Below are 24,376 nucleotides of genomic sequence, written 5' to 3' on the forward strand. Positions count from 1 at the left end.
TCCGACCTGGTACGGCCGGGTGAGCGCCACCCAAGGTGGCGACCGTCACTGATGCTGTGCGACGGTCGATTCCACCACCGCCGCGGCACCGTCGGCGGCGGCGTCGGCGGGGACGAGGCGGCGACGCAGTGCCGCGGCCGCGTCCCTGTTCGACGGGGTGTCCACACGCGCGATCGCATCCCGCAGGGTCTCCGCGGAGACCGTCGCCTGGGCGAAGGCGGTACCCACGCCGAGACGGGTCACCGCCCGACCCCAGAGCGGTTGATCGGCGCCGAGCCAACAGATCACCGTCGGCAGTCCCGATCGCAGCGCTGCCGCGGTCGACCCCGCACCTCCGTGATGGACCGCGACCGCGCAACGTGGCAGCACCGTGGCGTGATCGACCGTGCGCACGGCCCTGATCCGATCACCGGAGTCGACCAGCCGTTGTCGCACATCCGGATCGAGCGACTCGGACCGGAGGAAATCGCTCCACCCGGTGGCGACGAGCACACGGTGCCCGGCCGTGCCGTCCACGACCGCGGCGGCGAGTCGGTGCGGGTCGACCGCGCTCATGCTGCCGAACCCGATGTACACCGGTGCGGGCCCCGCATCGAGCCAGTCGTCGAGGTCGTCGGTGTCGTGTGCATCGCCGATCATCGCGCGGGTGGCGGGGTCGAGATCGAGGAATCCGACGAGTGGGCGTCGCTGTCCCCATTCGTGTCCCAGGTCGGCGAACATCGCGGGATCGTAGGCCTGGACCTCGGGAACCCCCTGTGCCACGATCCGTCGGGCGGTCGGGCCGTGGGCGGTCGGCAGCCCCAGATCTGCGCGCAGACGGTTCTCACCGCTCCGGCCCGCCCACCACAACGCCTGCTCGATCAGCCACCATGACGCACGTGTGGACTGCGGACCGAGGTGTCGGCCCCCCGGCGCCACGAGCGCGACCGACCGGTTCGACCGCATGGGGCACAGGTGGATCGGCAGATAGGGCACGCCGAGCGCCTCGGAGACGTTGAGCACCCGTTCCTGTCCGACGCTGCCTCCCACGATCGCATCGGTGCCGGCAGCCAGGTCCATCAGGTCGGCCTGGGCGGCGAGTCCGCCCTGCAACGCCAGTTCGGCGATCGCCCGACCACGGCGCACCGGGTTGCGCGACCTGCTGTGCGACACCACGAGCTCGGAGGCGAGCAGTTCGCCGGTGTCGGGTCCGCACGCCCGGGCGTCGAGCCCCGACCGGGCGGCGAACTCCACGAGGTTCGGTGGGACGGCCAGCACGACCGAATGACCGCGGTCGGCGAGCGTCCTGCCCAGCGCAACGCCCGGTTGCACGTCACCACGACTGCCGTGGAACGCCAGGACGAGCTGCATGAACCGACCACCCCCGCCCGGCGACCCGGCTCTCGGATCGCCGAGTCCGACGGTAATCACAGATCTCGTCGAGGGCAGCGCGAGACCTCGTGCCCCGACGTGTCCTGCGGGCGGCTCTCGGCGGCATTACCGTTCGCAGACGACACGGGCCGCTCGGACGAGTGGCTCGGGAAGGTGGGCGTGAGACGTCTTCACGGGCAGGACTTCACGTACTGGTTCATGCACCGGGCGTTCGGATGGTCGGTGGTGTTGCAGCTGGTCTGGACGTTCCCGCGCGCGGTGTCCCGCAGCGATCTGGACGCGGTGAACGCGGCGTTGGGCGCCGGTCCCCTCAACCGGCGGGTCACCCGCGCGTCGGTGATGACCGCACGTCCGCGATGGGGACACGCACCCGCGGTACCCGACGTGATCTGTGACACCCGACCCATCGCGAACGATGGCGTCGAGGCCTGGGCCGCAGAGGAACTCGACACCGTCCCCCTCGACCCCGAGCACGGTGCCACCTATCGACTGCGGGCGGTCCCGACCGAGGACGGCGGTTGCGTGGTGTCGCTGACCGCGCTGCACCTCGTCACCGACGGCAAGGGTCTCGTGACCGCGGCCGCCGACGCCCTGGCCGGGCGCGCCACACCCGACACCCTCGGGATCGACCCGGGACCGTCGCCCCGAACGGTCGTCGCCGACACGGGGGACGCCGTCGCCGGCGTCGTGTCCGCCGGAACGGGGATCGCGACCGCGGCAGGCGCTCTCATCCGCACTGCGGTGACCGGGCGATCACGGCGCGCGCTCCCCGTGACCGGTGCGGAGCCGTCTCGTCGTCGCCGACCCCGGACGCCGATCCGGGACCGGTCGCCCCGGGCGCAGACGACCTGGGCGATCGTCTCGGTCCCGGCGGCCGAGTTCGCCGCCGTGGCACAGCGCCACGGCGGGACCGTGAACACGCTCTTCATCGCCCTGATCACCGGAGCCTTGCGATCGGCGTCGCCGACCGGACCCGGCGAGCACCTCAAGGTGGGGATCCCGGTCGATCAGCGGGGGATCGACGACGACCGCGCGAACGCGACGGCGGGGGTGTCGGTGCTCGTGCCCGGGTCCCTGCGCGCGGGAGATGATCTCGGGTCGTTACGGCAGGACTGCAAACACGCATACTCCGCACTGACCGCCGGCGAGCGGGCGATGATCGTGCATCTGCAGCCGGCGCTGCGGCTGCTGCCCCTGTCGGTGGTGGTGGCGGCCGTCACCTCCGGGGACGGCATGCCCGACGTGATGACCTCGAACATCGGGTCGTATCCCGGCGACGTTGCGACACTCGCGGGAATGCAGGCCACCGGCATGGCTTTTCGCGGCGATGCGATCGGTGTCGACCCGGGTGGGCCCCACCGCTTCGGCGACGGCCTGCAGGCCTGGCTGCTGCAGGCCGGTGACACCGTGACGATCTCCGTCGCGGCCTTCGACGAGTCCGCCTTCGCCGACGGCGCCGCGCTCCGGTCGGGGTTGGCGGCCGAACTCGACAGGTGGGGTGTCCTACATCGCATCTGGTGAGCTCGCGCTGCGGTGCTACGCAGCAACAACTACCGTGATCCCGATGGATCGAGTGACCGGTAACGACGAGTCGTATCTGTTGGCGGAGCAGCTCTTCGGGCTCTCGGCGCCGATCCAGTTCTGCTGGGTGCTGCCGCACGAACCCGGTCCACGTGCCCTCGCCGACCTGCACGCCGAGTTGTGTCGTGGACCGTTGTCGCGCAAAGTCGTTCGATCCAGGGTGCCGTTCGCCCGCGATCGATGGGTGCGCAGCGAACGCCCCGCAGACGTGATCGTGTCGAGCGAGGCGATCGACGACGCCGACGTGGCCGGGTGGTTCGACTCGCGGGTGCGGTCGGTGCGCCTCGACCCGGTGGGTGGTCGCGGTTGGGAACTCGAGGCCGTCGCGCTGCGATCGGGACGCATGGCGGTCTCACTGCTGGTGTCGCACATGGTCTCCGATGGCCAGGGGGTGTACCGAGCACTCGATGCCGCGGCCTCGTCCGCCTCGCGCACCACGCTCGCATCCGAGTCGGCGGTCCGTGGGATCGGCGGTCTCCGCGCCGACGTGGTCGATGCGGTGGTCCAGATCGGCGCCGCCGCACGGTCACTCGGCCTGTTGCTCGCCGCGACACCGCGGGCCCTGCTGGTCTCCCGGCGATCCCCGTCACGTCCACGTCCGCCGAGGCCGACGGCGAGCACCCCGGTGTCGTCGGAGGACGCTCCCGAACCCACTCTGGCCTTCTACGACCTCGACCGTGACCGATGGCGTTTTCGCGCAGGGGAGCTGGGGGGCACGTCGAACAGTCTGTTCACCGGGTTGATCAGCGGTCTGGCGCACCGGGCGGGTGTCGCCGCCGACACCGGGGACATGCGTGTGTGCATGGCGGTGAGCACACGGGAGGGCGAGGAGGACCTGCGCGCCAACGCCTCGGGCGGCGTGTGGATCACGGTCCCGACGCCGACGTCCGCGTCGACCGGCCTCTCGGCGATCCGCGCCGCGAGCAAGCAGGCCTTCGCCGACTACGCCGCCACCGGTGACCGGCAGGCCGCCGACAACCTGCAACCCGTGGTGCGGCTGCTCCCACGGCGACTCATCGCGACGATGATGCGGTCGATCCCGGGCCCCGACACCACGGTGTCGAATCTGGGCGCCGTGCCGGAGTCGGCCCTGCGGATCGGCGACGTCACCGCCGAGTCGTTCTCCATCCGGGCGCTGATGCAGGGCCAGACGCCGGAGATGCGTCGGATGACCGGTCCGGCGCTGGCGGCGTGGGCGGTGGAGTACGGGTCGACGGTCACCATCGCGTTCTTCGGGATCAGTCCCGACCACTTCGGTGACGCCGACGCCCTGCACGACGACATCCGGGCCGAACTGGAGTCCTGGGAACTCGCCTACTCGGCGTGGTGAGGCCGGTGCGTCAATGGGCGGTCGCGGGAATCCTCGGACCGACCGCGGCCAACTGTTCGGTGACCACGGCGATCATGTCGTCGACGAGACCCTTCACGACAGTTGCCGCGGTGCCGGTGTCGGGGTAGCGGGTACGCAGGTGCACCCCGTGATGGTCGCGCCAGAACCACGCCTGGAGGGTGTCGGCCCGGCCGTCGCTGGAGACGTGGTGGACGTTGTGGTGCTCGAGCCGGTCGAACCGCCGATAGTCCATGTAGGACACCATGAAGACGTCGTGTCGGGGCTTGATCATCCGGCTCCCGAACGTGCCGTAGACCGTCGTCAGGTCGACCTCGGCGAGAGGCAGTGCGGCCGAGAGTGCCGCGGTCGCCGACACCATGGCGGTGTCGACGTCGCCGGTGGCGTCGAGGACCATGGGCGCGTTCGCCACGAACCATCCGACCGACCGCGACCACATATCGCTGCGACGGGTGTGCACGGGGAGCACCAGGGGCAGTCGGTCCGGTCCGCCCAGGTCGCGGGTGGTCACGGCCAGGGCCGCGAGCAGCGCGGGGTAGAAGCGGATGGACCGCGACGCGCACAACGCCGAGAACCGATGGGCCTGTTCGGCGGTCAACACCGTGTCCACGTGGATACGGGCCGGTGCGAAGTGTCCCGGCGCCACCCCGAGGTCGATGGGGAACTCCGGCACCGTCCACCCGGTGGAGGCGAGGAACTCGCCCCACTTCTCCACGAGCGTGCCGTCACCCGTGCTCTGCCGCGCCAGTTCGGCGGCGGCGGCCTGATGATCGAGGAAGCTCCCCGCCGAACGCGGGGCCTCGCCCTCGTAGGCCGACAGCACGTCCTCGGCGATGACCGCGAGGGAGTGCGCGTCGACGTAGCAGTGGTCGAAGCCGCAGATGACCGTCGTCGTGGTGTGCCCCTCCACCGCGGCCAGCACATGTGACCCGGGGGTCAGCGCCGTGCACCCGTCGATGATCGCGGCGCTCAGAGCCGCGCGGTTGTCGCCGGCGGCGCAGTGTTCGACGCTCACGACGTCGGAGACCTCGAGGCTGCCTGCGGGGTGCAGGTAGCGACGGATGGCGTCGGGTTCGGTGGGATGGAGTGCGAAGTGGGCGCGCAACACCTCGTGGTGGTTGACGACGGTGGCGAATCCCGACCGCAGACGTGCGAGATCGAGTGTCGCCGAATCGATGTCGAAGGTGATGGCGAGCCACCCCAGTCCGCCGTCGCGCACCGCGTCGAGGTGGAAGCGTTCGTTCTCCGAGGGTCCGGTCGGGTGCGGGACCGGTGCCGACCGCGTCGACACGGTCCAGCGGTGCAACGCCCCGCCGGCGATGTCGAGGTTGTCGAACGTGGTGAGCTTCACCGATCACCCGCCGCGGCACTGACGGGGACGCCTACGGCGCCGGCCGCGGGGGCCGCTCCCGCCGCGTACTCCACGAGGAACGCGATGACGCGGTCGTGGAACGCCTCGACCGACGCGATCGACGTGGGGTTGTCCGGGATGTGGGTCAACAGGTGGATCCCCTCGTCGTTGCGATTGACCCAGAGATTCGCGTTACGGGTGCGTCCCGACCCCGGCATCACCCCGGCGGCGGCGATCTCGGGGGAGTCGGCATCGGCGAGCCGACGGAAATCGAGATAGGACACCATCTGTGGACTCGTCGCGTCGGGCACGAAATCGCCGGTCGCGGCGAGTAGTCCGAGGACGGCGTGGGCGGGAACCGGGACCAGATCGCGGTTGGCGCGCAGGGCGTTCGACGCGGCGACGACGAGGACGTCGGCGTCGGGTTCGGCCCCGTCGACGGCGACCGGCGCGAAATTGCAGAGCCATCCCTGCGTCCCCGGGAACTGCGGATCGCGGGTGGACAGGACCGTGGAGGTGAAGAAGTCCGCCTCGCCGGTCACCTCGTACTCACCGCGGGCCAGGGCCGCGAACATCGACCCGGCCAGCGAGCCGCCGGCGGCGCGGGCCCGACGTTCACACGCCTCGGTCTGTTCGGCGGTGAGCATCGCCCGGATCACCTCGGTCGAGGGTGCCGAGTCCGGACCGGTCAGGCCCAGGTCGAGCTTGCACCGCGGGACGGTGCGGCCGTGGTCGCGGAGCACCGTGCGCCACACGTCGACCGCGGGGTCGTCGGGCGTCACCTGCGACGCCCGTCGGTACTCGTCGACGATGTCGGTGAGGTGGCTGCCCGCCGGGGGGAGGTCGGGGGCGACACCCTGCTGGTGCGCACGGTAGCGCGTGAAGATCTCCGACAGCGCCTGGATCGAGGCCGATCCGTCGGTGTGCGAGTGGTCGGAGATGGTGTAGAACGCAAACGACGATCCGGCGTCGACCGCACCGAAGATCACGCCGGGCACCCGGTCGTAGGTCGCCTCGGCGTCGATACGGATCAGGAGGCGTTCGGTCAGCGCGGCGTGGGTCTCGCCCCCGTCGGCGGGGGCCGCCGCCATCGTGATGTCCTCCGGCGCGGCGACGTGGCGGATCATCTCGCCGTCGTCGGTCACGTCGAAGAAGCTGCGGACCTCGTCGTGGGCGCGGACGTAATCGGTGATCGCGGCGGCCATCGCCTCGGCGTCGAGGGGTTCGTCGATGCGGGTCGTGGTGCCGACGGTCGCGCGATGGGGGAGGCCGGTGGCCCGTTTGGCCTTCGCGGCCGCGAGATGGTCACGCTGCAGGAACGACGGCCCGACGGCGTCGATGCGGGCGTTCGAACGCGCCGTCGCCTCGTCGGCGACGAGCCACTCGACGTGCCGGCCCGGGGCCGGTGCCCACCCGTGCAGGGTGCCTGCCTTCACGACGTGCTGCCTCGTGACTGCACGTCGACCGACGACAGGGAGGGAGTGTCGTAGGTGGTGTCGGAGTTCTCGACGACCTCGAGCAGCACGTCGGTGAAGGTCCGCAGGAAACGGTGCACGTCGTTCGCGCCGGGGTGGCCGCTCGGGAAACGAGTCGAGAGGTTGGTGCCGGTCGCGAACCGGTTGATCCAGAAGTAGACCTCGTCGGACTGCGCGCACGCGCTGCGCAGGACACGCGCGTCGATGGCCTCCCACTGATCGGCGCCCTCGGCCGCGCGCAGGTCGATGTAGGACACGACCAGTTGCGGCGGGGTCTGATGGCCGACGAGATCGGCGATCGGGTGGAACGGCACGGTGCCGAGGTCCTTGTACTCGCGGGCGCACTCGGCGACCGGACCGATCGCCTCGGAGAAGGTGTTCGCCGCACCGGGCTTGAGGTGGACCGGGATGAGGCCGACGAACCATCCCGCCGCCTCGCCCCACTGGAGCTCGGTGCGGGTGTGCACGGGGCTGATGAAACGCAGTTCACCCGAACCCGACAAGCGATGGGTGGTGATCGACAGGGCGGTGTAGATGCCGGCCTGCATGTTGGCGCCCAGCGCCTTGCAGGTGGCGTGGAAACGCTGGGTCTGTTCGGCGTCGAGCAGCCATGTCGACAGGCTGCCCTGGAAGGTCGAGGGGACGCTGCCGACATGGGGGATGGGGTCGGCGTGTCCGGTCTCCGGCTCCGGCTCCGGCAGAGGGCGGGGGAAGGCCGGCATCGGGTCGGGCTGCGACGGTGTGTGCGACCGCAGGAAGTCGGCCCACCGGGTGACCTCGACGGTCTCGGCGTCGAGGCGCGCGCCGCTGGCGCGTTCGGCGTGGCTGAAGTCGAGGTAGCTGCCGAACGTCGCCAATGCGTCGTCGTGACCCAGCAGAGCGGACTCGTAGAGCTTGGTGAGCTCCTTGATCGCGAACACCTGGGTGTAGGCGTCCATCACGGTGTGATCGGCGCCGAAGATGACGAGGAACGAGTCGGAGGTGTCGTCGGGCTCGACGGTGAGCACCCGGCAGTGCGGCCACTGCAGCGGGGTGATCGTGGTGTTGAACAGCTCGTTGATCCGCTCGTAGACCGCGCTGCTGCTCGAGCTGTGGTCGTCGCGGGCGACGGCGATCGACACCGACTCGGCGGCGATGATCCGTCGTCCGAACTCGTCCTCGACGCCGGTCTCGGCGGAGACGGGCTGCGGCACGACGGTCGAACGGAACGCCTCGTGGCGCGCGAACCAGCGGATGAGGGTGGTGTGCAGGGCGTCGGCGTCGAGACGGTGGGCGATGCGGAAGGCGGTGCCGATCCACTGGCTGTACCAGTCGTCACCCACCTCGAGCGCCCGACGGGCGTGCTCGAGATGTGCATACGAGAGGCGTCGCTCGTCGTCGGCCCAGTCACTGTCGACCGCCGAGGGGGTCCACTCGGTCACGGTCCCCGCGGGGAGCGGGTAATCGGCGAGTTCGGTGTATTCCATCGGAGATCTCCTCACTGTCGATGCTCGTGTCGATCTGGGCACATCGTCGATCTCGAACACGAAACGGTCGTGTCGACACGCTTCGCCCGGCGGTCGGACCCCCGGCACACTACCGAGAGACTAACGCGAACATCGTCGATATTTAATGCTCGGATCCCACGCCGTCGTGGGATTCACAGACGCTTCCGGACATATCCCCCGCTCCGATGCGGGGAATATGTCCGGCGTGCGACAGGACGTAACAGGAAAGTCGCCTTCCGTTATCCCGTAACGCCCAAGCCGCGCGAAAGAATGGGCCAACTGCGCTTCATCTGCACCTGCCAATACGGCCAGGAATGCGTGCCGTGGGCCTCGAAATCGAACGTCGCCGGGATGCGCCGTGCGGCGAGGGTGTCGGCGAGCCGGTGGGTGCAGAAGTTGGCTCCGGCCTCGATGCCGCCGCCGATGATGTAGCGATCGGTCGGGTTGTCGTTGCCGGGGTACTTCGGGTCGTCGAACGGGCCGGGGAGTCCGCTGCCCGACGACACGTAGACGGTGCTGCCACGCAGGCCCTCGGCCCGCAACAGGACGTCGTGGGCGGCCCATGCCGGGTTGTTCGGCGGGCCCCACATGTTGTTCGCATCGCCGCCGAAGGCCGCGACGACACCGCGCGGGATGCCCTGTGAGAGAAGGTCGGCGGTGGAGTAGCAGCCGCTGTAGGAGCCGACGGAACGGAAGAACCCGGGATTACGGGCGGCGAGCATCAGTGCCGAGCCCGCACCCATCGACAGGCCCGCGATCCCGCGAATCCCGTTGCCGTTGAAGCGCGCATCGATCAGCGGGGGCATCTCCTTGGTGAGGAATGTCTCCCACCGGTACCGCCCGAGCTTGGGATCGTCACGCTGCCAGTCGGTGTAGAAGCTCCCGTTGCCGGCGAGGGGGAAGGCCACGGTGACGTTCTTGTCCCGGAAGAAGTCCTTCGCGTCGGTCTTGCGGAACCACATGCTGTTGTTCGGGTCCTCTTCGCCGAGGCCGCTCAGCATCGTGAGCACCGGGCGCGGTCCGCGTTCGACGGCGGGCACCAGCACCTGCACCTTGATCGTCTTGGCCATCGACGCCGAATAGATGTATGCGGCGAACTGATTGGGTCCCTCCGATTCCACCTTCTCGAGAGAGGAGACACCGGGGGCTGCCGACGCGACTGCACTCAATGATGTACCGAAGAACAACGAGACGAGTGCGACGCTGAGAAATGTCACAAACCTTCGCGAACGACGCGGCAAGCCGGTGTCCGTAGACGAAGATGTGCGCGCCGCGCGAGAGCTTTCAGAAGGCATGGATTTCCTTTACGTGAGTCAGGCCACAGTGTCTCATAGGCGAGCGAAACGATCGACACGAGTACGGAATTCGCCGACAGACGTCACAGTGCGGACTCCATCGTCTCGACTGCGGCATTCGCTGCCGTATCGGGGTCGATCATCGCACCGGCGAACACCGCGCACCTATTCGCGACATCATCGTCGAGAATTGCCGACAGCGCCGACGCCAGAACGGCCGGATCGGTCAGTCGCCCGACCGGGCAGGTCGCGCCGAGTCCGGAATCAACGATCGCTCGACCCCACATCGGCTGATCCGCACTGAAGGCCGCGACCAGGGTCGGCAGTCCCGCGCGCAGGCTCGCACCGGTCGTGCCCGCGCCGCCGTGGTGGATCGCGGCCGCGCACCGGGGGAGGACGGAGGCGTGATCAGCCGAACCGACCACCCGCACGTCCGGGCTCGCATCGATCGATCCCGGCTCGGTCGACCCGGGTTCGGTCAAGGCAGCCAGGTTCGGTCCTGCGCCGACGAGGACCCGCCTCCCGCGGTCTCGCAACGCCTCGACGACGGCGCCGACGGTCGCCGCGGCGTCGGTCAGCGGCATGCTGCCGAACCCGACGTAGACCGGCGCCGGGCCGGCATCGATCCAGGCCGACGTGGCGGCGTCGTTCGCACCGGTGTCCGCACTGTCGGGTGCCGTGGTGAGGAACCCCGTCATCGGACGGTGCGCACCCCACTCGTCGGCCAGCCGGGGGAACAGTCCCGGTTCATAGGCCTGGATCTCCGGGGTCTCGGCGTCGGCGAGACGATCGGCGAGCGGACCGCTCGCCGGCGCCATCCCGAGGCGTTTCCGGAGCGCGGCGTCGGAACTATTCGCCGACAGGTGCCAGTAGGCCAGTTCGACACCGCGCCACACCGCCACGCTCAGACGGGGGACGGCGGCGAGGTGGGCGAGTGGCCCCAACGGCACCGGCACGCTGCGACTCGGACGGATGGGGCAGTAATGCAGGGGGACATACCGTGCCCCGCGGTACTCGGCGATGGTCGCCGCGCGCTCCTGACCCATCAACCCGGTCACCACCAGGTCGGCGCCGTCACTGATCTCCAGGAAGCGCTCGTCCATGGCGGTCGCGCCGAACCCGGTCACCTCCCGCAGCGCGCGCGAGCGGGTACGCGGATTGCGCGACTTCAGGTCGCGTTGCACCAGCGGCGAGGCCAGGAGGTCCGCGGTGTCGGGGGCGAACACGGTGGCGTCGACCCCGTGCTCGCCTGCGAAGTCCAGCAGGTTCTCCGGTACGCCGACGGCGACGTCGTGGCCGCGTTCGGTCAGGGCCTTCGCCACGGCCAGGCCCGGCTGCACGTCACCGCGACTCCCGTTGAGCGCGAACGCCACCCGCATCGGGCTCACCAGTCCTCGGGCTCGAGTGACCAGCGCGCGAACTCGGCGTGCACGATGTCGGGGAGGGTGGAGCGGCCGAGGCCGTCGGGATCGAGACCGATGACCGAGAGGGTGGTGATCCCGCAGGCCTCGTTGGTCCACGCGGCCAGCCCGCCGCGCAGCGACCGCAACTTCTCGGCGGTCACGGCCTGGGTCGTGGAGCGGGTGACGACGCCGTTGGCGCGGTCGGGGTCGCCGAGGCCGGCGAACTGGCCGTCGAGGGTCCCGAGGTTCGAGGCCAGCGCCAACGGGGTCGTCGCCCCACCGCTCAGTGCCGCGACGGTGCGGTCGGAGAGAGCCTGCATCGCGGGTTGGAGGCGGACGAAGGTGCTCGGTCGGCCGGTGCCCACCGCGTAGACCTCCTTGGCCAGGGTTCGGATGACCCCGAGGTCCTTCTCCAGCGCTGCCGATGCCGGGATGTCGAGGGACAGCCCGGTCGTGGCGTTCGCGCGGTCGTCGTCGGGGGTGCGCAGCGACATCGGGATGGAGATCCGGACCGTGTCGTCGGCCCCCACCCGGCCACTGGCCACGATGATGCCGAGCACGATGGCGACGAACAGGGCGTTGCTGGAGCCGCCGGCGTCGGCGGCCACGGCGCGCCAGGCCTCCGTCGGGACGCTCGTGATGCACAGCGGGGCCAGCGCACCGTCGTTCTCCGCGGCGGTGGGATCGACATCGACGGTCCGGCTCGTCTTCGCGGTGACGGCCGCCGGGGTCGCGGTCTCATCCGGGTCGCGACGGACGCGGCGGGTCACGAGGTCGGTGGCCAGCGCCGCGAGGTTGGTGGTGATGGCGGCGGCCTGGCCGGTCGCGTCGCGGGCCTGCTCGAACACCGACGGCGAGCGCGCGTCGAAGCGGCCGGCGTCGTCGCCGCTCAACGCATCGAGGATCGCGCGCACGATCAGTGCGCCGTCCCCGGCGGCGTGCGCGACGCACAGGGTGACGATCGCGCCGCCCTGCTCCAGGGGCGCGGATCGGAGCTCCCACACCGGGCCCTCGGTCAGGTCGAACCGGGTCGACGCCGCGGCGTCGATCCACGCGGTGACACCGCCCTCGGGCACCGGGGTGTCGTCGACGACCCGGCCGCCCGATCGCGTGGGTTCGGCGACCCAGTGGTCGCGGACCAACGGCAACGAGCTGCGGCGGAGCAGACGTCCGATGCGACCGACGGCGAGGCGTCGCGCGAGCAGGTCGAGTTCGGCGTCCGACGGCAGGGAGTGCAGTCGCCACACGGCCTGGTTGACCACGGGCACCCCGAGGGCGCGATCCATGCGGATGAACAGGTCGTCGTCGACGGTCGTGCGCAACACCGAGGGCATCGTGGCGTCCACCTCTCTCACGGCTGGGACGTCTGCCATCCCGTGGGACGGACGAGACGAGTGGGAGCCTAGCGATCAGAGCTTGCGCAGATAAATCCGGACGGTCAACGGCGCGAGAACCGCGATGAGCACGAGCGATCCGATCACCGAATACGCGAGGTGGGAGTCGACCCGACCCTCGCCCGCCAGCAGGCGCACAGCCGACACCAGCTGCGACACCGGGTTGAGGTCGGCGATGGTGCGCATCCAGGCCGGCATGGTCTGTGTCGGCACGAACGCGTTGGACATGAAGCCCAGGACGGTGAGGATCAGCGCCGAGAAACTCTGCACCGCCGAGATCTTCGACAGCATCACGCCCATGAGGGCGAACACCCAACTCAGCGCGAACGCGGAGAACACGACCAGCAGGACCGACGCCACCACGCCGGGGATGCTGCCCGGGCGGTACCCCATGGCCAGGCCCACGCCGATTGTGATGAACCCGGCGATGAGGTAGCGCAGCAGCGCGGCCACCAGCAGACCCGACAGGGGTGCCAGGCGCGAGATGGGCAGCGACACGAACCTGTCCATCAGGCCCTTGTCCATGTCCTGTCGCAACTGGATCCCGACGACGACGGTGGAGCTCACGGCCACGTTGACCAGCACCCCCGGCACCAGCAGCGGGAGGTAGGACGCGACGCTGCCGGCGACGACGCCGCCGAAGATCGTCCCGAGCAGCACCGTGAGGATGACCGGGACGACGATGACGTCGACGAGCAGCTGCGGGGAGTGCTTGAACTTCAGCAGGCCGCGTCGTGCCAGCGTGAGGGTGTCGAGGACGGCCTTGCCGAACCCGACCCGTTCGGTGACCGTCGCCATCGGGATGGTCGTGAAGCGGTTCTCCAGGTCGTCGACGGCGTCGAGGCGACCGAATGCGTCGGTGGTCATGTGGGCCGCCGTTCCTCGGTGAGGGCCAGGAACACGTCGTCGAGCGACGGCGCGTGCACCCCGAACTCGTCGACGCTGATGCGGCGGTCGGACAACGCGGCGATCACCTGGGCCGCGCGGGCCGAATCGGGCACCGGGACGGTGAGTTCGCCGGTACGACGGTCGATGTCGACGGGGTGGCCGAGAAGACCCTCGATGGTGGTCGCGGCGGTCGAGCCGTGCCCGGGGTCGGAGAGCCGGACCGAGAGGGTGAAGGTGCCGACCTGCTTCTTGAGCGTCTCCGGGGTACCGCGCCCCACCACCCGGCCGTGGTCGATCACGACGAGCTGGTCGGCGAGGGCATCGGCCTCGTCGAGGTACTGCGTGGTCAACACCACCGTGGTGCCCGCCGCGACGACGTCACGCACGATCTCCCACAGCTGTGTGCGCGTGCGCGGGTCGAGACCGGTGGTCGGTTCGTCGAGGAACAGCAGGGCGGGCCGGCGGATCATGCTGGCGGCCAGATCGAGTCGCCGGCGCATACCGCCGGAGAACTGTGCGATGGGGCGCTTCGCGGAATCGGTGAGCCCGAACTGCTCGACCAACTCCGCCGCGCGGCGACGCGCCTGCGACCCGCGCAGGCCGACCAGGCGACCGTAGATGTCGAGGTTCTCCAGCGCGGTGAGGTCGTTGTCGACCGAGGCGTACTGCCCGGTGAGCGAGATGACCGACCGCACGGCCGTCGAGTCGGACACCACATCGCGTCCCAGCACGCTGATGTGACCGGCGTCGGGACGCAGCAGCGTCGCCATCATCCGCACGATCGTCGTCTTACCCGCCCCGTTGGGGCCGAGCAGTCCACACACCGTTCCGGCGGGGACCGAGAAGTCGACCTCGTCGACGACGCGGCGGCCACCGAACACCTTGGTCAGTCCGACGACATCGACGGCCGGGGGACCGTTGGTGGCGGCATCGGAGCTCGGAAGATGGACCGGATCCCGCAGCGGCGGGCGGACATACGAGGCCTCGACACGAGTCGGGTCGGGCTCGGGGTCGCGGCGTGCGTGGCGTCCCACGCGCACAGTGGTCCCCGGCGGGCTCTCCCCGTCCGTCCACGGTGACCCGTGTGGAATCGACATGGTGCAGACCTCCCCCGACGTCGTCCCCATGACGTCATCGCCCGTCAGGGTACTGGGAGGCCGCCCGACCGACGCGGTGGAGCGGTCCGGAACTCGGCGATCGTGACCGGTGTCATCCCGTCGACCACAGATCGGCCACCGCCACCCCGACCTCGCCGAGGAGCCGGCGCACGAGCGGCAGGCCGATCCCGATGACCGACGACGGGTCACCGTCGATGCCGTCGATCAGCCATCCGCCCAGACCGTCGAGGGTGAACCCGCCCGCGACCTCGAGCGGTTCGGCCGAGGCGACGTATGTGTCGATGGTGGCGTCGTCGGCGTCGGAGAAACGCACGACCGTCGACGACGACTCCCGGGCGCGGGCGGTCACCGAGCCGGCCTCGACCCGCAGCACGCAGTGCCCGGTCATCAGCTCGGCGGATCGTCCGCGCACCGAACGCCAGTGCGCGCGGGCGACGTCGGCGGTGTGGGGTTTGCCGCTCAGACGACCGTCGAGGAGCAGCATCGAGTCGCAGCCGATCACCAGCGCGTCGGGCGGGACGTCGGTGGAGTCGACCAGCATGCGTGCCACCGCGTCGGCCTTCGCCTCCGCGAGACGCGTGACCACCGTCGACGGGGCGGTGTCGGGACCCAGTTCGGCGACGACGGCGTCCTCGTCGACATGGGACACCATCACCCGTGGATCGAGACCCGCGGCGCGCAGCACCCGCAACCGGGCGGGCGACGCCGACCCGAGGACGACGACCGGTGGCTGCGGACTCAGTAGCCGAAGGTGAGGTTGGGGAAGGCGTTCGGTGCGAGCGGCCACGCGGGACGCAGGCGATCGGTCGGCGTGCCCCACAGGTCCCGCGCCGGCGGCGGTCCGCTGTCGTCGCTCCCGCCGGCACCGGCCAGCACGGCGACGAGCACCGCGACGTCGGTGTCGGTCGGGTTGCCGCCGACGATGCGCAACAGCGGCCGAGCCGGTGTCGCGGCGTCGGAGGCCGTCGCGTCGGTGTCAGGGGTGTCGGTCACGGCGTCATCTCCGTTCGCTGCGCTCACAGTGACATCGGTTTCGTTCGCTGCGCTCACAGTGACATCGGTTTCGTTCGCTGCGCTCACAGTGACATCGGTTTCGTTCGCTGCGCTCACAGTGACATCGGTTTCGTTCGCTGCGCTCACAGGGGGATGTTCCCGTGCTTCTTCGGCGGCATCGAGACCATCTTGCGCTCGAGGAGCTTGAGGGCGGTCGCGATCTGGCCACGGGTGTGCGACGGCGGGATGACCGCGTCGACATAGCCGCGCTCGGCGGCGACATACGGGTTCACCAGCGTGTCCTCGTACTCCTGCTGCAACTGCAGACGCAACGCGTCGACGTCCTCGCCGTTGGCCGCGGCCTCCTTGAGGCGGCCGCGGTAGACGAACCCGACAGCGCCCGAGGCGCCCATGACCGCGATCTGGGCCGTCGGCCAGGCCAGGTTCACGTCGGCACCCATGTGCTTGGAGCCCATGACGTCGTACGCGCCGCCGTAGGCCTTGCGGGTGATGACGGTGATCTTGCCGACGGTCGCCTCGCCGTATGCGTAGAGCAGCTTCGCGCCGCGGCGGATGATCCCGTTGTATTCCTGCTCGGTGCCCGGCAGGAAGCCGGGGACGTCGACGAGGGTGATGATCGGGATGTTGAAGCAGTCGCAGGTGCGCACGAACCGGGCCGCCTTCTCCGAGGCGTTGATGTCGAGGCAGCCGGCGAACTGGGTCGGTTGGTTGGCGACGATCCCGACGCTGCGGCCGTCGACCCGACCGAACCCGACGATCACGTTCGCGGCGTACCCCGCCTGCACCTCGAGGAACTCGTCGTCGTCGAGGATCCGGCGGATCACCTCGTGCATGTCGTAGGGCTGATTCGGCGAGTCGGGGATGAGGGTGTCGAGCTCGATGTCCTCGTCGGTGAGCGTGTCCTCGATCGACCCGGCCGCGGGCTGGTCGACGGGCAGACGCGGAGCCTCGCCGCGGTTGTTGCTCGGCAGGTACCCGAGCAGTTCGCGGACGTAGTCGAGGGCGTCCTCCTCGTCGGAGGCGACGTAGTGCGCCGTACCCGACTTCGACATGTGGGTCTGCGCGCCGCCGAGATCCTCCATCGTGACGTCCTCGCCGGTGACGGTCTTGATGACGTCGGGGCCGGTGATGAACATCTGGCTGGTCTTGTCGACCATGACGACGAAGTCGGTGAGCGCCGGGGAGTAGACGTGGCCACCGGCGGCGGCGCCGAGGATCAGCGAGATCTGGGGGATGACACCCGACGCGCGGACGTTGCGGTGGAAGATCTCGCCGTAGAGGCCGAGGGACACCACGCCCTCCTGGATGCGGGCGCCGGCGCCGTCGTTGATGCCGATCAGCGGTCGGCCGGTCTTCACCGCGAGATCCATCACCTTGACGATCTTCTCGCCGTAGACCTCACCGAGGCTGCCGCCGAACACCGTCGAGTCCTGGCTGAAGACACACACCTCGCGGCCGTCGATGGTGCCGTACCCGGTCACCACGCCGTCGCCGAGCGGGCGGCGTGAGGCGAGCCCGAAGTTGGTGCTCCGGTGCCGGGCCAACGCGTCGAGTTCGACGAACGATCCCTCGTCGAGGAGGTGGGTGATGCGCTCACGGGCGGTGAGCTTGCCCTTCTCGTGGACCTTCTCGATCGCGGCCGGCCCCACCGGTTCGGCGGCCTCGGCGAGGCGTCCGCGCAGGTCGGCGAGCTTTCCCGCGGTGGTGTGGATGTCGGGTGCGCTGTCGGCGTCGCGCGAGGCAGTCGTCATGGCAACGATGCTAACGAGCGCACGCTCGGTCGTGCGGACCGACCCAACCTGAGTGTGTCTCATGTTTGGTCGGCGACGCCCCCGTGGACCCGCCGGGCCTAGGGTGATCGCATGTCTGCGGCGCCTCCCGAACCCGTCCCGTTCGAGCCGGTGCGGCCCGACGCCGTCGAAGCGGTCGCCGGTCCGTCGTGGGGTCCGATCGAGGTGGTGGACCGCACCGGGTCGACGAACGCCGACCTGGTGGCCCGCTGCGCCGAGCAGGATTGTGTCGGTGCGGTGCTGATCGCCGAGGAGCAGGTCGACGGGCGGGGCCGGCAGGGGCGTCGGTGGGTGTCGGTCCCGGGCACCCACCTGGCGATGTCGATGGTCGTCGACGCCCACGGCCCGGCGGCGGCCGGCGCGCTGGGATGGATCCCGCTGCTCACCGGTGTGGCGGTGGTCGCCGCGATCGTCGAGGTCACCGGTGTCTCCTCGCAGGTGAAATGGCCCAACGACGTACTCGTCGACGGCCTGAAGGTGTCGGGGATCCTCGCCGAACTCGCGCATGGCCCCCAGGACTCGGGGGTCGGGAGATCGGTGGTGGTCGGCATCGGCGTCAACACCGGGCTGTCGGCCGACGCGTTGCCCGTCCCGACGGCGACGTCGTTGAACCTCGTCACCGGCACGTCGGTGGACCGTTCACGGTTGGCCGGTGCGGTCCTGGCCTCGATGGCGCGGGAACTGTCCCGATGGCCCCACGACCTCGCCGCGCTCGCCGAGGACTATCGCGCGGTGTGCGGGACGCTCGGGACGCGGGTGCGGGTCGACCTGCCGCAGTCGAGGACCCTGGTCGGGACGGCGTCCGACGTCGACGAGACCGGCCGGATCGTCATCACGCCGGAGTCCGGCGGGCCCGCGATCGCGGTCAACGCCGGCGACGTGACCCACCTGCGGCCGCTGACCTGATCAGCGGTAGCTCTCCACGCTCTTCGAACCCATCGCGGAGATGAGGAACAGGATGGGCAGTCCGATCACGAGGTGCATGATCGCGGTGCCGATTCCGGTGGTCCACTCCTGCGACAGCAGCAGGGGAAGCAGGACCGCGGCGGCGATCAGCAGGCCCACGATCCAGCTGAAGAACTGATCGGGCGACGGCGTGGTCAGCTGCAGCACGTACCAGAGCGCACCGGCGAGCAGCGCGCAGAGCGCCCCGACGACGGCGAACCAGTACTCGTCCTGCGACACCGGGTTCCAGACCCCGAACTTGCCGGTCTCGGTGATGCGTTGGCTGATGACCCGGATGATCCATGCGATCAACCACGCCGCGAGAGCGGTGACGACCGCGGTCGCCAGCACGCCGCCGATGAACAGCCCGGTGTTGATCTGCGGTCCGCGCCGCGGCGGTCGGGGCGCGCGGGCCCGCTTCGCCTGCGCCGGATGGGGATCGGCGTAGCGGTCGCGCGCATACGGATCATTGCCGTACGAGCCCGCGGCGTAGGAGTCCGCCGCATAGGCGGAGGTGTTGCCGTAGGAGTCCCCGCGGTACGCATCGGCCCGGTACGGGTCGTGGTCGGCCTGGCCGTACGCGCGCGTGCGCGGGTCGTCGGGCTCGTTCGGGTACTGGGGTCGTGGGCTCATCGGGCGCCTCCCGCTCGGGTGTGTTCCCGCCGCCGGGACCGGCGTTCGGTTCGGAGCGATCGTCGCCCGAGTGTAGCGAGTCGGCACCCGCCGACACCGCGACACGGGGCCCGCGATGTCCGATCTAGGGCTAGCCTCATCATCGCCGCACCCGCGCGGACACCTGGCGAAAGGCGCACCGATGGGGTACCCGGAGAACATCCTCGCCGACGGCGAGCACGTCGTCCTGCACCGTCATCCGCACTGGAAGTGCCTGATCCTGCCCACGCTGATCTTCCTGGTGGTAACCGCGCTCGCGGGCGTCGCCGCGGGTTACACCTCGAGTGATCTCTCCGGATCGACACGGTCGGTGCTGTGGATCGTGATCGCGGTCGTGTGGGCGGTGGTGGTCGTCTGGTTCTTCCTGCGACCCCTGATCTCCTGGCGCACCACCCACTTCGTCCTGACCGACCGGCGTGTCACCTTCCGCAACGGGATCCTCACGCGGTCGGGCATCGACATCCCGTTGCAGCGGATCAACTCCGTCGAGTTCCGACACGGCGTGATCGACCGGATGCTGCGCACCGGGACCCTGATCATCGAGTCGGCGTCGGAGGATCCGTTGTCGTTCGACGACATCCCGCAGGTCGAGAAGGTCCATTCGCTGCTTTACCACGAGGTGTTCGACCCCGAGTCCGGCACGCGGCCCGGGGACGGGTTCGACGGCGGTCGACGGCGCTGATCCGTACCGTGTTCTCGTGACCGACGTATTGCTGGCCGAAGACGACGAGGCCATCGCCGGGCCCCTGGCCCGTGCACTCACCCGCGAGGGGTACGGGTGCGAGATCGTGACGACCGGACCCGACGCGCTCGAACGGGCCCGCGACAACCGGTTCGAGCTGCTCGTCCTCGATCTCGGGCTGCCCGAGATGGACGGCCTCGAGGTGTGCCGTCGTGTGCGCGCCGCGCGGCCGCAACTCGCCGTCCTCATGCTCACCGCCCGCACCGACGAGGTCGACTTCGTGGTGGGCCTCGACGCCGGTGCCGACGACTACGTCGGCAAACCGTTCCGACTCGCCGAGCTGCTGGCCCGGGTGCGCGCGCTGCTGCGCCGCAAGCAGGGCGTCGACCTGGTGCTCGAGGCCGGCGACATCCAACTCGACGCCCGCGGTCGGCGGGTGTTGGTGGGCGGCAGGGACGCGACGCTGGCCAACCGCGAGTTCGACCTGCTGCGCTTCCTGATGGAACGGGGCGGCGAGGTGGTCAGCCGTGAGGAGATCCTCACCGAGGTGTGGGGATCTGCGGATCTGCGATCGTCGAAGACCCTGGACATGCACGTGTCGTGGCTGCGGCGGAAGATCGGGGACGATCAGGCCGGTCGCACCAAGCGGATCGTCACCGTGCGCGGTGTCGGCTTCCGGTTCGATCCCGACTAAATCCCCATCACCGACCGAGAAGAGGCGCGCGGTGCGCAGACGGATCCTGCTGTCGATGATCGCCATGGTGATGGGCATCGGGTTCCTGCTCGGGCTGCCGCTGATGTTCACCGCGTGGTGGTGGGTCGACGACCTCGCCCATCAGGATCTCGACCAGCGGCTCAAGCGGGTGTCGGGTGAGCTGATCGACCAGGAATCCGACGGCGGGCCGAACGCCGTGGCCCTCGACACCGCCCCGTTCCGTCTCCTGCTCCCCGCGGGCGGCCGTCTGGAACTGGAGTACCCGGCGGCGCCCGGCGAGAGTGACCGCACCGCGATCGGCGACACCCTCGACGGCGCGACGGTGAGCGAGTCGGTGAGCCTCGGCGACGCCGGCGCGATCACCATGGAGATCCCGTTGTCGCAGGTGCGCGGCAATCAGTGGACCGCGGTGGGCGTGGTCGCACTGGTCCTCACCGCGTCGGTCGCGGCCGGCACCGTCGTCGCGGCGGTGACCGCGAAACGCCTCGCCGACCCCCTCGAGGAACTCGCCGAACGTGCCTCGAGCATGGCGCAGGGCGACTTCCACTCCGCGTGGAAATCGCACGGCATCGTCGAACTCGACCGTGTGTCGAGCGCGCTCGAGGTCGCCAACCGCGAGATCGCGCTGCGCCTCGAACGCGAGGGCGAGATCGTCGGCGAGGTGTCCCATCAGCTACGGAGCCGTCTCACCGCGATCCAGCTGCGGCTCGACGAGCTCTCGCTGCATCCCGACCCCGATGTCGTCGACGAGGCCGAGGCGGCACACGAGCAGGTCGAGCGGCTCAATCGCGAACTCGACGAGCTGATCGCGGTGTCCCGCGACTCCGCCGTGCTGCCGACGGGGCCGATCGACGTCCACGGCACCGTCGATCCGTTGGTCCGGGACTTCACCGAGTCGTTCCACCAGGCCGGGCGTGAGCTGGAGGTGACCTATTCGGGCGAGAGCACCGCCTGGGCGACCCCGAGCCGGCTGCGCGAGGCGGTCTCGGTGCTCATCGACAACTCCCTGCGCCACGGCGGCGGGGTGTGTCGGGTGGAGGTCGCCGAACTGGTGGGGGCGGGCATGTTGCGGGTCGCGGTGGGTGACGAGGGGTCCGGCGTCCCCGACGACCGCGTGCAGCTGATCTTCCGGCGCGGCTACTCCGCGGCCGGGTCGAGCGGCGTCGGGCTGTCGCTGGCGCGTGCGTTGGTCGAGGCCGACGGCGGGCGACTCGAGCTGACGACCCGTCGTCCGGCGACGTTCAGCATCGTGGTGCCGACCGGCGAGGGCGGGCCGCTCACCGGTCCGCGTGATCGGGTGGCGGTGGCCGTCCGCGAGCCACGCTGAGGCGTCTTAGCCGTCAGCGACGGCCGAGCGAGTCGGGGTCGGCGTCGCCGATGGTGACCTGACCGGTGGCGAGGGCTTCGACCTCGGTGTCCTCGTTGCCCTGTGTCTCGGGGAACGCGAACTTCCGCAGCGCCCAGAACCGGAACACCATCTGCAGGACGTTGCCGATGACGTATCCGAGGATGAAGTCGATGACCACGAGCGCGGCGACGCTCGCGTGGTTGCGGACGTCGAACAGGTTGTTGGCGATGAACAGGGGCGCGGCCTGCAGGACCACACCCATTCCGCTGATCACGAAGAACAGCAGCGCCTCGTGGTGGGTCTCGCGGCCGCCGCGGTTCTTGAACGCCCACTCCCGGTTGAGGACGTAGCTCAGCAGGGTCGCGAGCGTGCCCGAGATGACCTTCGCGATCACGGGCTTCTGCTCGAGGATGGTGAGGCTCAACGAGTAGAAGATGGCCATGTCGAAGACCATCGTGGTGCCACCGACCATCGCGAACTTGATCAGTTCGTGGTGGCGGAGCGCCAGTCGCCGGATCGGCGCCGGGGTACGGGCAATGAGCCCGTCGATAGTCGACACAAGTCACGAGTCTACGAAACGATCGGCGAAACATTGTCATCGTGGCGGTGAACTGCGGGGTCGGTGGGTGACCCACCCGACGGCGGTGCGTCATCGCGGAGCGGGTCGGGCGTGACACCATGGTCAGCCGTGAGCCAAGAGTCGACGGGTCAGAACACAGCGCCGCGCGCCGTCGCGAGCGGGCCGGGCGCGTTGCCGACGGTGGCGATGATCGGCGGTGGGCAGCTCGCGCGGATGACGCACCAGGCCGCGATCGCGCTGGGGCAGCGGCTCCGGGTGTTGGCGGCCTCGGCTGACGAACCCGCGGCACTCGTCACCCCCGACGTCGTGCTCGGCTCCCACGACGACCTCGACGACCTGCGACGGGTGGCCGCGGGCGCGGTCGCGGTCACCTTCGATCACGAGGGGGTCCCGACCGACCTCCTGCACGCGCTGGTGGCCGAGGGCGTGAACGTGCTGCCGCCGCCCGAGGCGCTCGTCCATGCGCAGGACAAGTCCGTGATGCGCCGCAGACTGTCGGAGATGGGGCTGCCGGTTCCCGACTTCGTCGACCTCGACGGCCCCGACGCCGAGGCGACGCTGCGCGGCTTCTTCGCCCGCCACGACGGGCGCGTCGTGCTCAAGGCGATCCGCGGCGGGTACGACGGTCGCGGCGTGTGGATGCCCGACGATCTCGACGACGCCGTCGCGGTGCTGACACGATCGGTCGCCGACGGCACGCCCTTGCTGGCCGAGGCCCGGGTCGCGATGCGCCGCGAACTGTCGGCGATGGTGGCGCGCTCGCCGTTCGGTCAGGGCGCGGTGTGGCCGGTGGTGGAGACCGTGCAGCGCAACGGGCAGTGTGCGGTCGTGATCGCCCCCGCACCGGATCTCTCCGACGAGCTCGCCACCCAGGCGCAGACGATCGCGCTGCGACTGGCGAACGAGCTCGGCGTCGTCGGGGTGATGGCGGTCGAGTTGTTCGAGACACAGGACGGCCGGCTGTCGATCAACGAGCTCGCGATGCGTCCGCACAACAGCGGTCACTGGTCGATGGACGGGGCGGTCACCGGGCAGTTCGAGCAGCACCTGCGTGCGGTACTCGACTATCCGCTGGGGGACACCCGCGCCCGTGCGGAGGTCACCGTGATGGCCAACATCCTCGGCGCCGACTCGGCGCCGGCGATGTCGATGGACGAGCGGTGCCACCACCTGATGGCCCGGATGCCCGACGCCCGCGTGCACCTGTACGCGAAAGGTGAACGGCCCGAACGCAAGATCGGTCACGTGAACATCGTCGGTGCACCCGGCGACGATGTCGCGACCGTGCGCGAACGCGCCGAGCGGGCGGCGCACTGGATGTCGACCGCGGTGTGGACCGACGGGTGGGATGAACACGATGGATGATGCGACGCGACCCGATCCGATCGCCCCCGATCCGGCCGGCACGAGTCCCTCGGGTCCCCGTGTGGGCCTCATCATGGGCAGCGATTCCGACTGGCCGACGATGGAGGCCGCCGCCGAGGCGCTCGCCGAGTTCGAGGTGCCGTTCGAGGTGGGTGTCGTCTCGGCGCACCGCACCCCGCAGCGCATGCTCGACTACGCCGCCGGGGCCGCCGACCGCGGCATCTCGGTGATCATCGCCGGTGCCGGCGGCGCTGCGCACCTGCCGGGAATGGTGGCCTCGGCCACGCCGCTGCCGGTGATCGGTGTCCCCGTGCCGCTGAAGTATCTCGACGGCATGGACTCGCTGCTGTCGATCGTGCAGATGCCCGCCGGGGTGCCGGTGGCGACGGTGTCGATCGGTGGGGCCCGCAACGCGGGGCTGCTGGCGGTGCGGATCATCGCCACCGCCGACCCGGTCCTGCTGGCCCGGATGCAGGCGTTCCAGCGCAACCTCGAACGGATGGTCCTCGAGAAGGACGCGGCGTTGCGCCGCACCCTCATCGGCGACTGACGCC

General features: G+C 70.0%; 22 protein-coding genes. 8 read left to right on the plus strand and 14 right to left on the minus strand.

Annotation, left to right across the window (positions count from 1 at the left end):
• Window positions 1-45: 45 nt before the first annotated feature.
• Window positions 46-1,350, minus strand: a complete 1,305-nt coding sequence (locus TU34_RS07250) for a glycosyltransferase (RefSeq protein WP_052688796.1) — start codon at window positions 1,348-1,350, stop codon at window positions 46-48.
• 180 nt (window positions 1,351-1,530) lie between these two features.
• Between TU34_RS07250 and TU34_RS07255 the strand changes: the two genes are divergently transcribed.
• Together TU34_RS07255 and TU34_RS07260 are read left to right on the plus strand one after the other, a co-directional pair.
• Window positions 1,531-2,892 (plus strand): WS/DGAT/MGAT family O-acyltransferase, encoded by a 1,362-nt coding sequence (locus TU34_RS07255; RefSeq protein WP_045822281.1) that lies wholly within the window; start codon window positions 1,531-1,533, stop codon window positions 2,890-2,892.
• A gap of 43 nt (window positions 2,893-2,935) precedes the next feature.
• Complete coding sequence (locus TU34_RS07260) at window positions 2,936-4,282, plus strand: hypothetical protein (protein ID WP_052688798.1); 1,347 nt, start codon at window positions 2,936-2,938, stop codon at window positions 4,280-4,282.
• A gap of 10 nt (window positions 4,283-4,292) precedes the next feature.
• On the opposite strand, the gene TU34_RS07265 is transcribed toward TU34_RS07260, so the two are convergent.
• From TU34_RS07265 to TU34_RS07315, 11 genes are all read right to left on the minus strand, one after another.
• Window positions 4,293-5,651 carry a condensation domain-containing protein gene (locus TU34_RS07265; protein ID WP_052688799.1) on the minus strand — a complete coding sequence of 453 codons (1,359 nt, stop codon included), beginning with the start codon at window positions 5,649-5,651 and terminating at the stop codon, window positions 4,293-4,295.
• Window positions 5,648-7,087 (minus strand): condensation domain-containing protein, encoded by a 1,440-nt coding sequence (locus tag TU34_RS07270; protein WP_045822146.1) that lies wholly within the window; start codon window positions 7,085-7,087, stop codon window positions 5,648-5,650. Before TU34_RS07270 ends, TU34_RS07265 begins: the two co-directional genes overlap by 4 nt.
• Window positions 7,084-8,592 (minus strand): condensation domain-containing protein, encoded by a 1,509-nt coding sequence (locus tag TU34_RS07275; protein ID WP_045822147.1) that lies wholly within the window; start codon window positions 8,590-8,592, stop codon window positions 7,084-7,086. The genes TU34_RS07270 and TU34_RS07275 overlap by 4 nt, the downstream gene beginning before the upstream one ends.
• Before the next feature lie 260 nt (window positions 8,593-8,852).
• The gene (locus TU34_RS07280; protein ID WP_238981201.1) at window positions 8,853-9,830 is read right to left on the minus strand and encodes an alpha/beta hydrolase; all 978 of its coding nucleotides are present in this window, start codon (window positions 9,828-9,830) and stop codon (window positions 8,853-8,855) included.
• Window positions 9,831-9,991: 161 nt separating this feature from the next.
• On the minus strand, window positions 9,992-11,287 hold the full coding sequence (locus tag TU34_RS07285) for a glycosyltransferase (RefSeq protein ID WP_045822149.1): 1,296 nt from the start codon (window positions 11,285-11,287) through the stop codon (window positions 9,992-9,994).
• Window positions 11,288-11,292: 5 nt separating this feature from the next.
• The gene (locus TU34_RS07290; RefSeq protein WP_150116438.1) at window positions 11,293-12,666 is read right to left on the minus strand and encodes a hypothetical protein; all 1,374 of its coding nucleotides are present in this window, start codon (window positions 12,664-12,666) and stop codon (window positions 11,293-11,295) included.
• 54 nt (window positions 12,667-12,720) lie between these two features.
• On the minus strand, window positions 12,721-13,572 hold the full coding sequence (locus TU34_RS07295; protein WP_052688801.1) for an ABC transporter permease: 852 nt from the start codon (window positions 13,570-13,572) through the stop codon (window positions 12,721-12,723).
• On the minus strand, window positions 13,569-14,690 hold the full coding sequence (locus tag TU34_RS07300; protein ID WP_082079965.1) for an ATP-binding cassette domain-containing protein: 1,122 nt from the start codon (window positions 14,688-14,690) through the stop codon (window positions 13,569-13,571). Before TU34_RS07300 ends, TU34_RS07295 begins: the two co-directional genes overlap by 4 nt.
• A gap of 112 nt (window positions 14,691-14,802) precedes the next feature.
• Entirely contained in the window at window positions 14,803-15,453 is a 651-nt protein-coding gene (locus tag TU34_RS07305; RefSeq protein ID WP_045822287.1) for a Maf family protein, read from the minus strand.
• On the minus strand, window positions 15,450-15,704 hold the full coding sequence (locus TU34_RS07310) for an acyl-CoA carboxylase subunit epsilon (protein ID WP_045822288.1): 255 nt from the start codon (window positions 15,702-15,704) through the stop codon (window positions 15,450-15,452). The genes TU34_RS07305 and TU34_RS07310 overlap by 4 nt, the downstream gene beginning before the upstream one ends.
• 143 nt (window positions 15,705-15,847) lie before the next feature.
• Complete coding sequence (locus TU34_RS07315; protein ID WP_045822150.1) at window positions 15,848-17,476, minus strand: acyl-CoA carboxylase subunit beta; 1,629 nt, start codon at window positions 17,474-17,476, stop codon at window positions 15,848-15,850.
• A 111-nt stretch (window positions 17,477-17,587) separates the two neighbouring features.
• Between TU34_RS07315 and TU34_RS07320 the strand changes: the two genes are divergently transcribed.
• Window positions 17,588-18,421, plus strand: coding sequence for a biotin--[acetyl-CoA-carboxylase] ligase (locus tag TU34_RS07320; protein WP_052688802.1), 834 nt, complete (start codon window positions 17,588-17,590; stop codon window positions 18,419-18,421).
• On the opposite strand, the gene TU34_RS07325 is transcribed toward TU34_RS07320, so the two are convergent.
• The gene (locus tag TU34_RS07325) at window positions 18,422-19,093 is read right to left on the minus strand and encodes a DUF6069 family protein (RefSeq protein ID WP_045822151.1); all 672 of its coding nucleotides are present in this window, start codon (window positions 19,091-19,093) and stop codon (window positions 18,422-18,424) included.
• A gap of 181 nt (window positions 19,094-19,274) precedes the next feature.
• Here TU34_RS07325 and TU34_RS07330 point away from each other — a divergent pair, with 181 nt between their 5' ends.
• The 3 genes from TU34_RS07330 to TU34_RS07340 are packed head-to-tail and all read left to right on the plus strand — an operon-like array spanning window position 19,275 to window position 21,856.
• Window positions 19,275-19,814 (plus strand): PH domain-containing protein, encoded by a 540-nt coding sequence (locus tag TU34_RS07330; protein WP_045822152.1) that lies wholly within the window; start codon window positions 19,275-19,277, stop codon window positions 19,812-19,814.
• Between the two features lie 16 nt (window positions 19,815-19,830).
• Window positions 19,831-20,508, plus strand: coding sequence for a response regulator transcription factor (locus TU34_RS07335; protein WP_045822153.1), 678 nt, complete (start codon window positions 19,831-19,833; stop codon window positions 20,506-20,508).
• A 31-nt stretch (window positions 20,509-20,539) separates the two neighbouring features.
• Entirely contained in the window at window positions 20,540-21,856 is a 1,317-nt protein-coding gene (locus TU34_RS07340; protein ID WP_045822154.1) for a sensor histidine kinase, read from the plus strand.
• 13 nt (window positions 21,857-21,869) lie between these two features.
• On the opposite strand, the gene TU34_RS07345 is transcribed toward TU34_RS07340, so the two are convergent.
• The gene (locus TU34_RS07345; RefSeq protein WP_045822155.1) at window positions 21,870-22,436 is read right to left on the minus strand and encodes a GtrA family protein; all 567 of its coding nucleotides are present in this window, start codon (window positions 22,434-22,436) and stop codon (window positions 21,870-21,872) included.
• A gap of 129 nt (window positions 22,437-22,565) precedes the next feature.
• Between TU34_RS07345 and TU34_RS07350 the strand changes: the two genes are divergently transcribed.
• Window positions 22,566-23,822, plus strand: coding sequence for a 5-(carboxyamino)imidazole ribonucleotide synthase (locus tag TU34_RS07350; protein WP_420835164.1), 1,257 nt, complete (start codon window positions 22,566-22,568; stop codon window positions 23,820-23,822).
• Window positions 23,815-24,372, plus strand: coding sequence for a 5-(carboxyamino)imidazole ribonucleotide mutase (gene purE, locus TU34_RS07355; protein ID WP_045822157.1), 558 nt, complete (start codon window positions 23,815-23,817; stop codon window positions 24,370-24,372). The genes TU34_RS07350 and purE overlap by 8 nt, the downstream gene beginning before the upstream one ends.
• Window positions 24,373-24,376: the final 4 nt, after the last annotated feature.

The sequence above is a fragment of the Williamsia herbipolensis genome, from assembly GCF_000964005.1.
Lineage (GTDB): Bacteria > Actinomycetota > Actinomycetes > Mycobacteriales > Mycobacteriaceae > Williamsia_A > Williamsia_A herbipolensis.

What these genes read in the sequence shown, in the direction of transcription:
- TU34_RS07275 (WP_045822147.1), bottom strand. Translation starts at nt 8,592, where the DNA reads ATGGAATACACCGAACTCGCCGATTACCCGCTCCCCGCGGGGACCGTG.
- TU34_RS07330 (WP_045822152.1), top strand. Translation starts at nt 19,275, where the DNA reads ATGGGGTACCCGGAGAACATCCTCGCCGACGGCGAGCACGTCGTCCTG.
- TU34_RS07250 (WP_052688796.1), bottom strand. Translation starts at nt 1,350, where the DNA reads ATGCAGCTCGTCCTGGCGTTCCACGGCAGTCGTGGTGACGTGCAACCG.
- TU34_RS07260 (WP_052688798.1), top strand. Translation starts at nt 2,936, where the DNA reads ATGGATCGAGTGACCGGTAACGACGAGTCGTATCTGTTGGCGGAGCAG.
- TU34_RS07315 (WP_045822150.1), bottom strand. Translation starts at nt 17,476, where the DNA reads ATGACGACTGCCTCGCGCGACGCCGACAGCGCACCCGACATCCACACC.
- purE (WP_045822157.1), top strand. Translation starts at nt 23,815, where the DNA reads ATGGATGATGCGACGCGACCCGATCCGATCGCCCCCGATCCGGCCGGC.
- TU34_RS07325 (WP_045822151.1), bottom strand. Translation starts at nt 19,093, where the DNA reads ATGAGCCCACGACCCCAGTACCCGAACGAGCCCGACGACCCGCGCACG.
- TU34_RS07285 (WP_045822149.1), bottom strand. Translation starts at nt 11,287, where the DNA reads ATGCGGGTGGCGTTCGCGCTCAACGGGAGTCGCGGTGACGTGCAGCCG.
- TU34_RS07295 (WP_052688801.1), bottom strand. Translation starts at nt 13,572, where the DNA reads ATGACCACCGACGCATTCGGTCGCCTCGACGCCGTCGACGACCTGGAG.
- TU34_RS07320 (WP_052688802.1), top strand. Translation starts at nt 17,588, where the DNA reads ATGTCTGCGGCGCCTCCCGAACCCGTCCCGTTCGAGCCGGTGCGGCCC.
- TU34_RS07300 (WP_082079965.1), bottom strand. Translation starts at nt 14,690, where the DNA reads ATGTCGATTCCACACGGGTCACCGTGGACGGACGGGGAGAGCCCGCCG.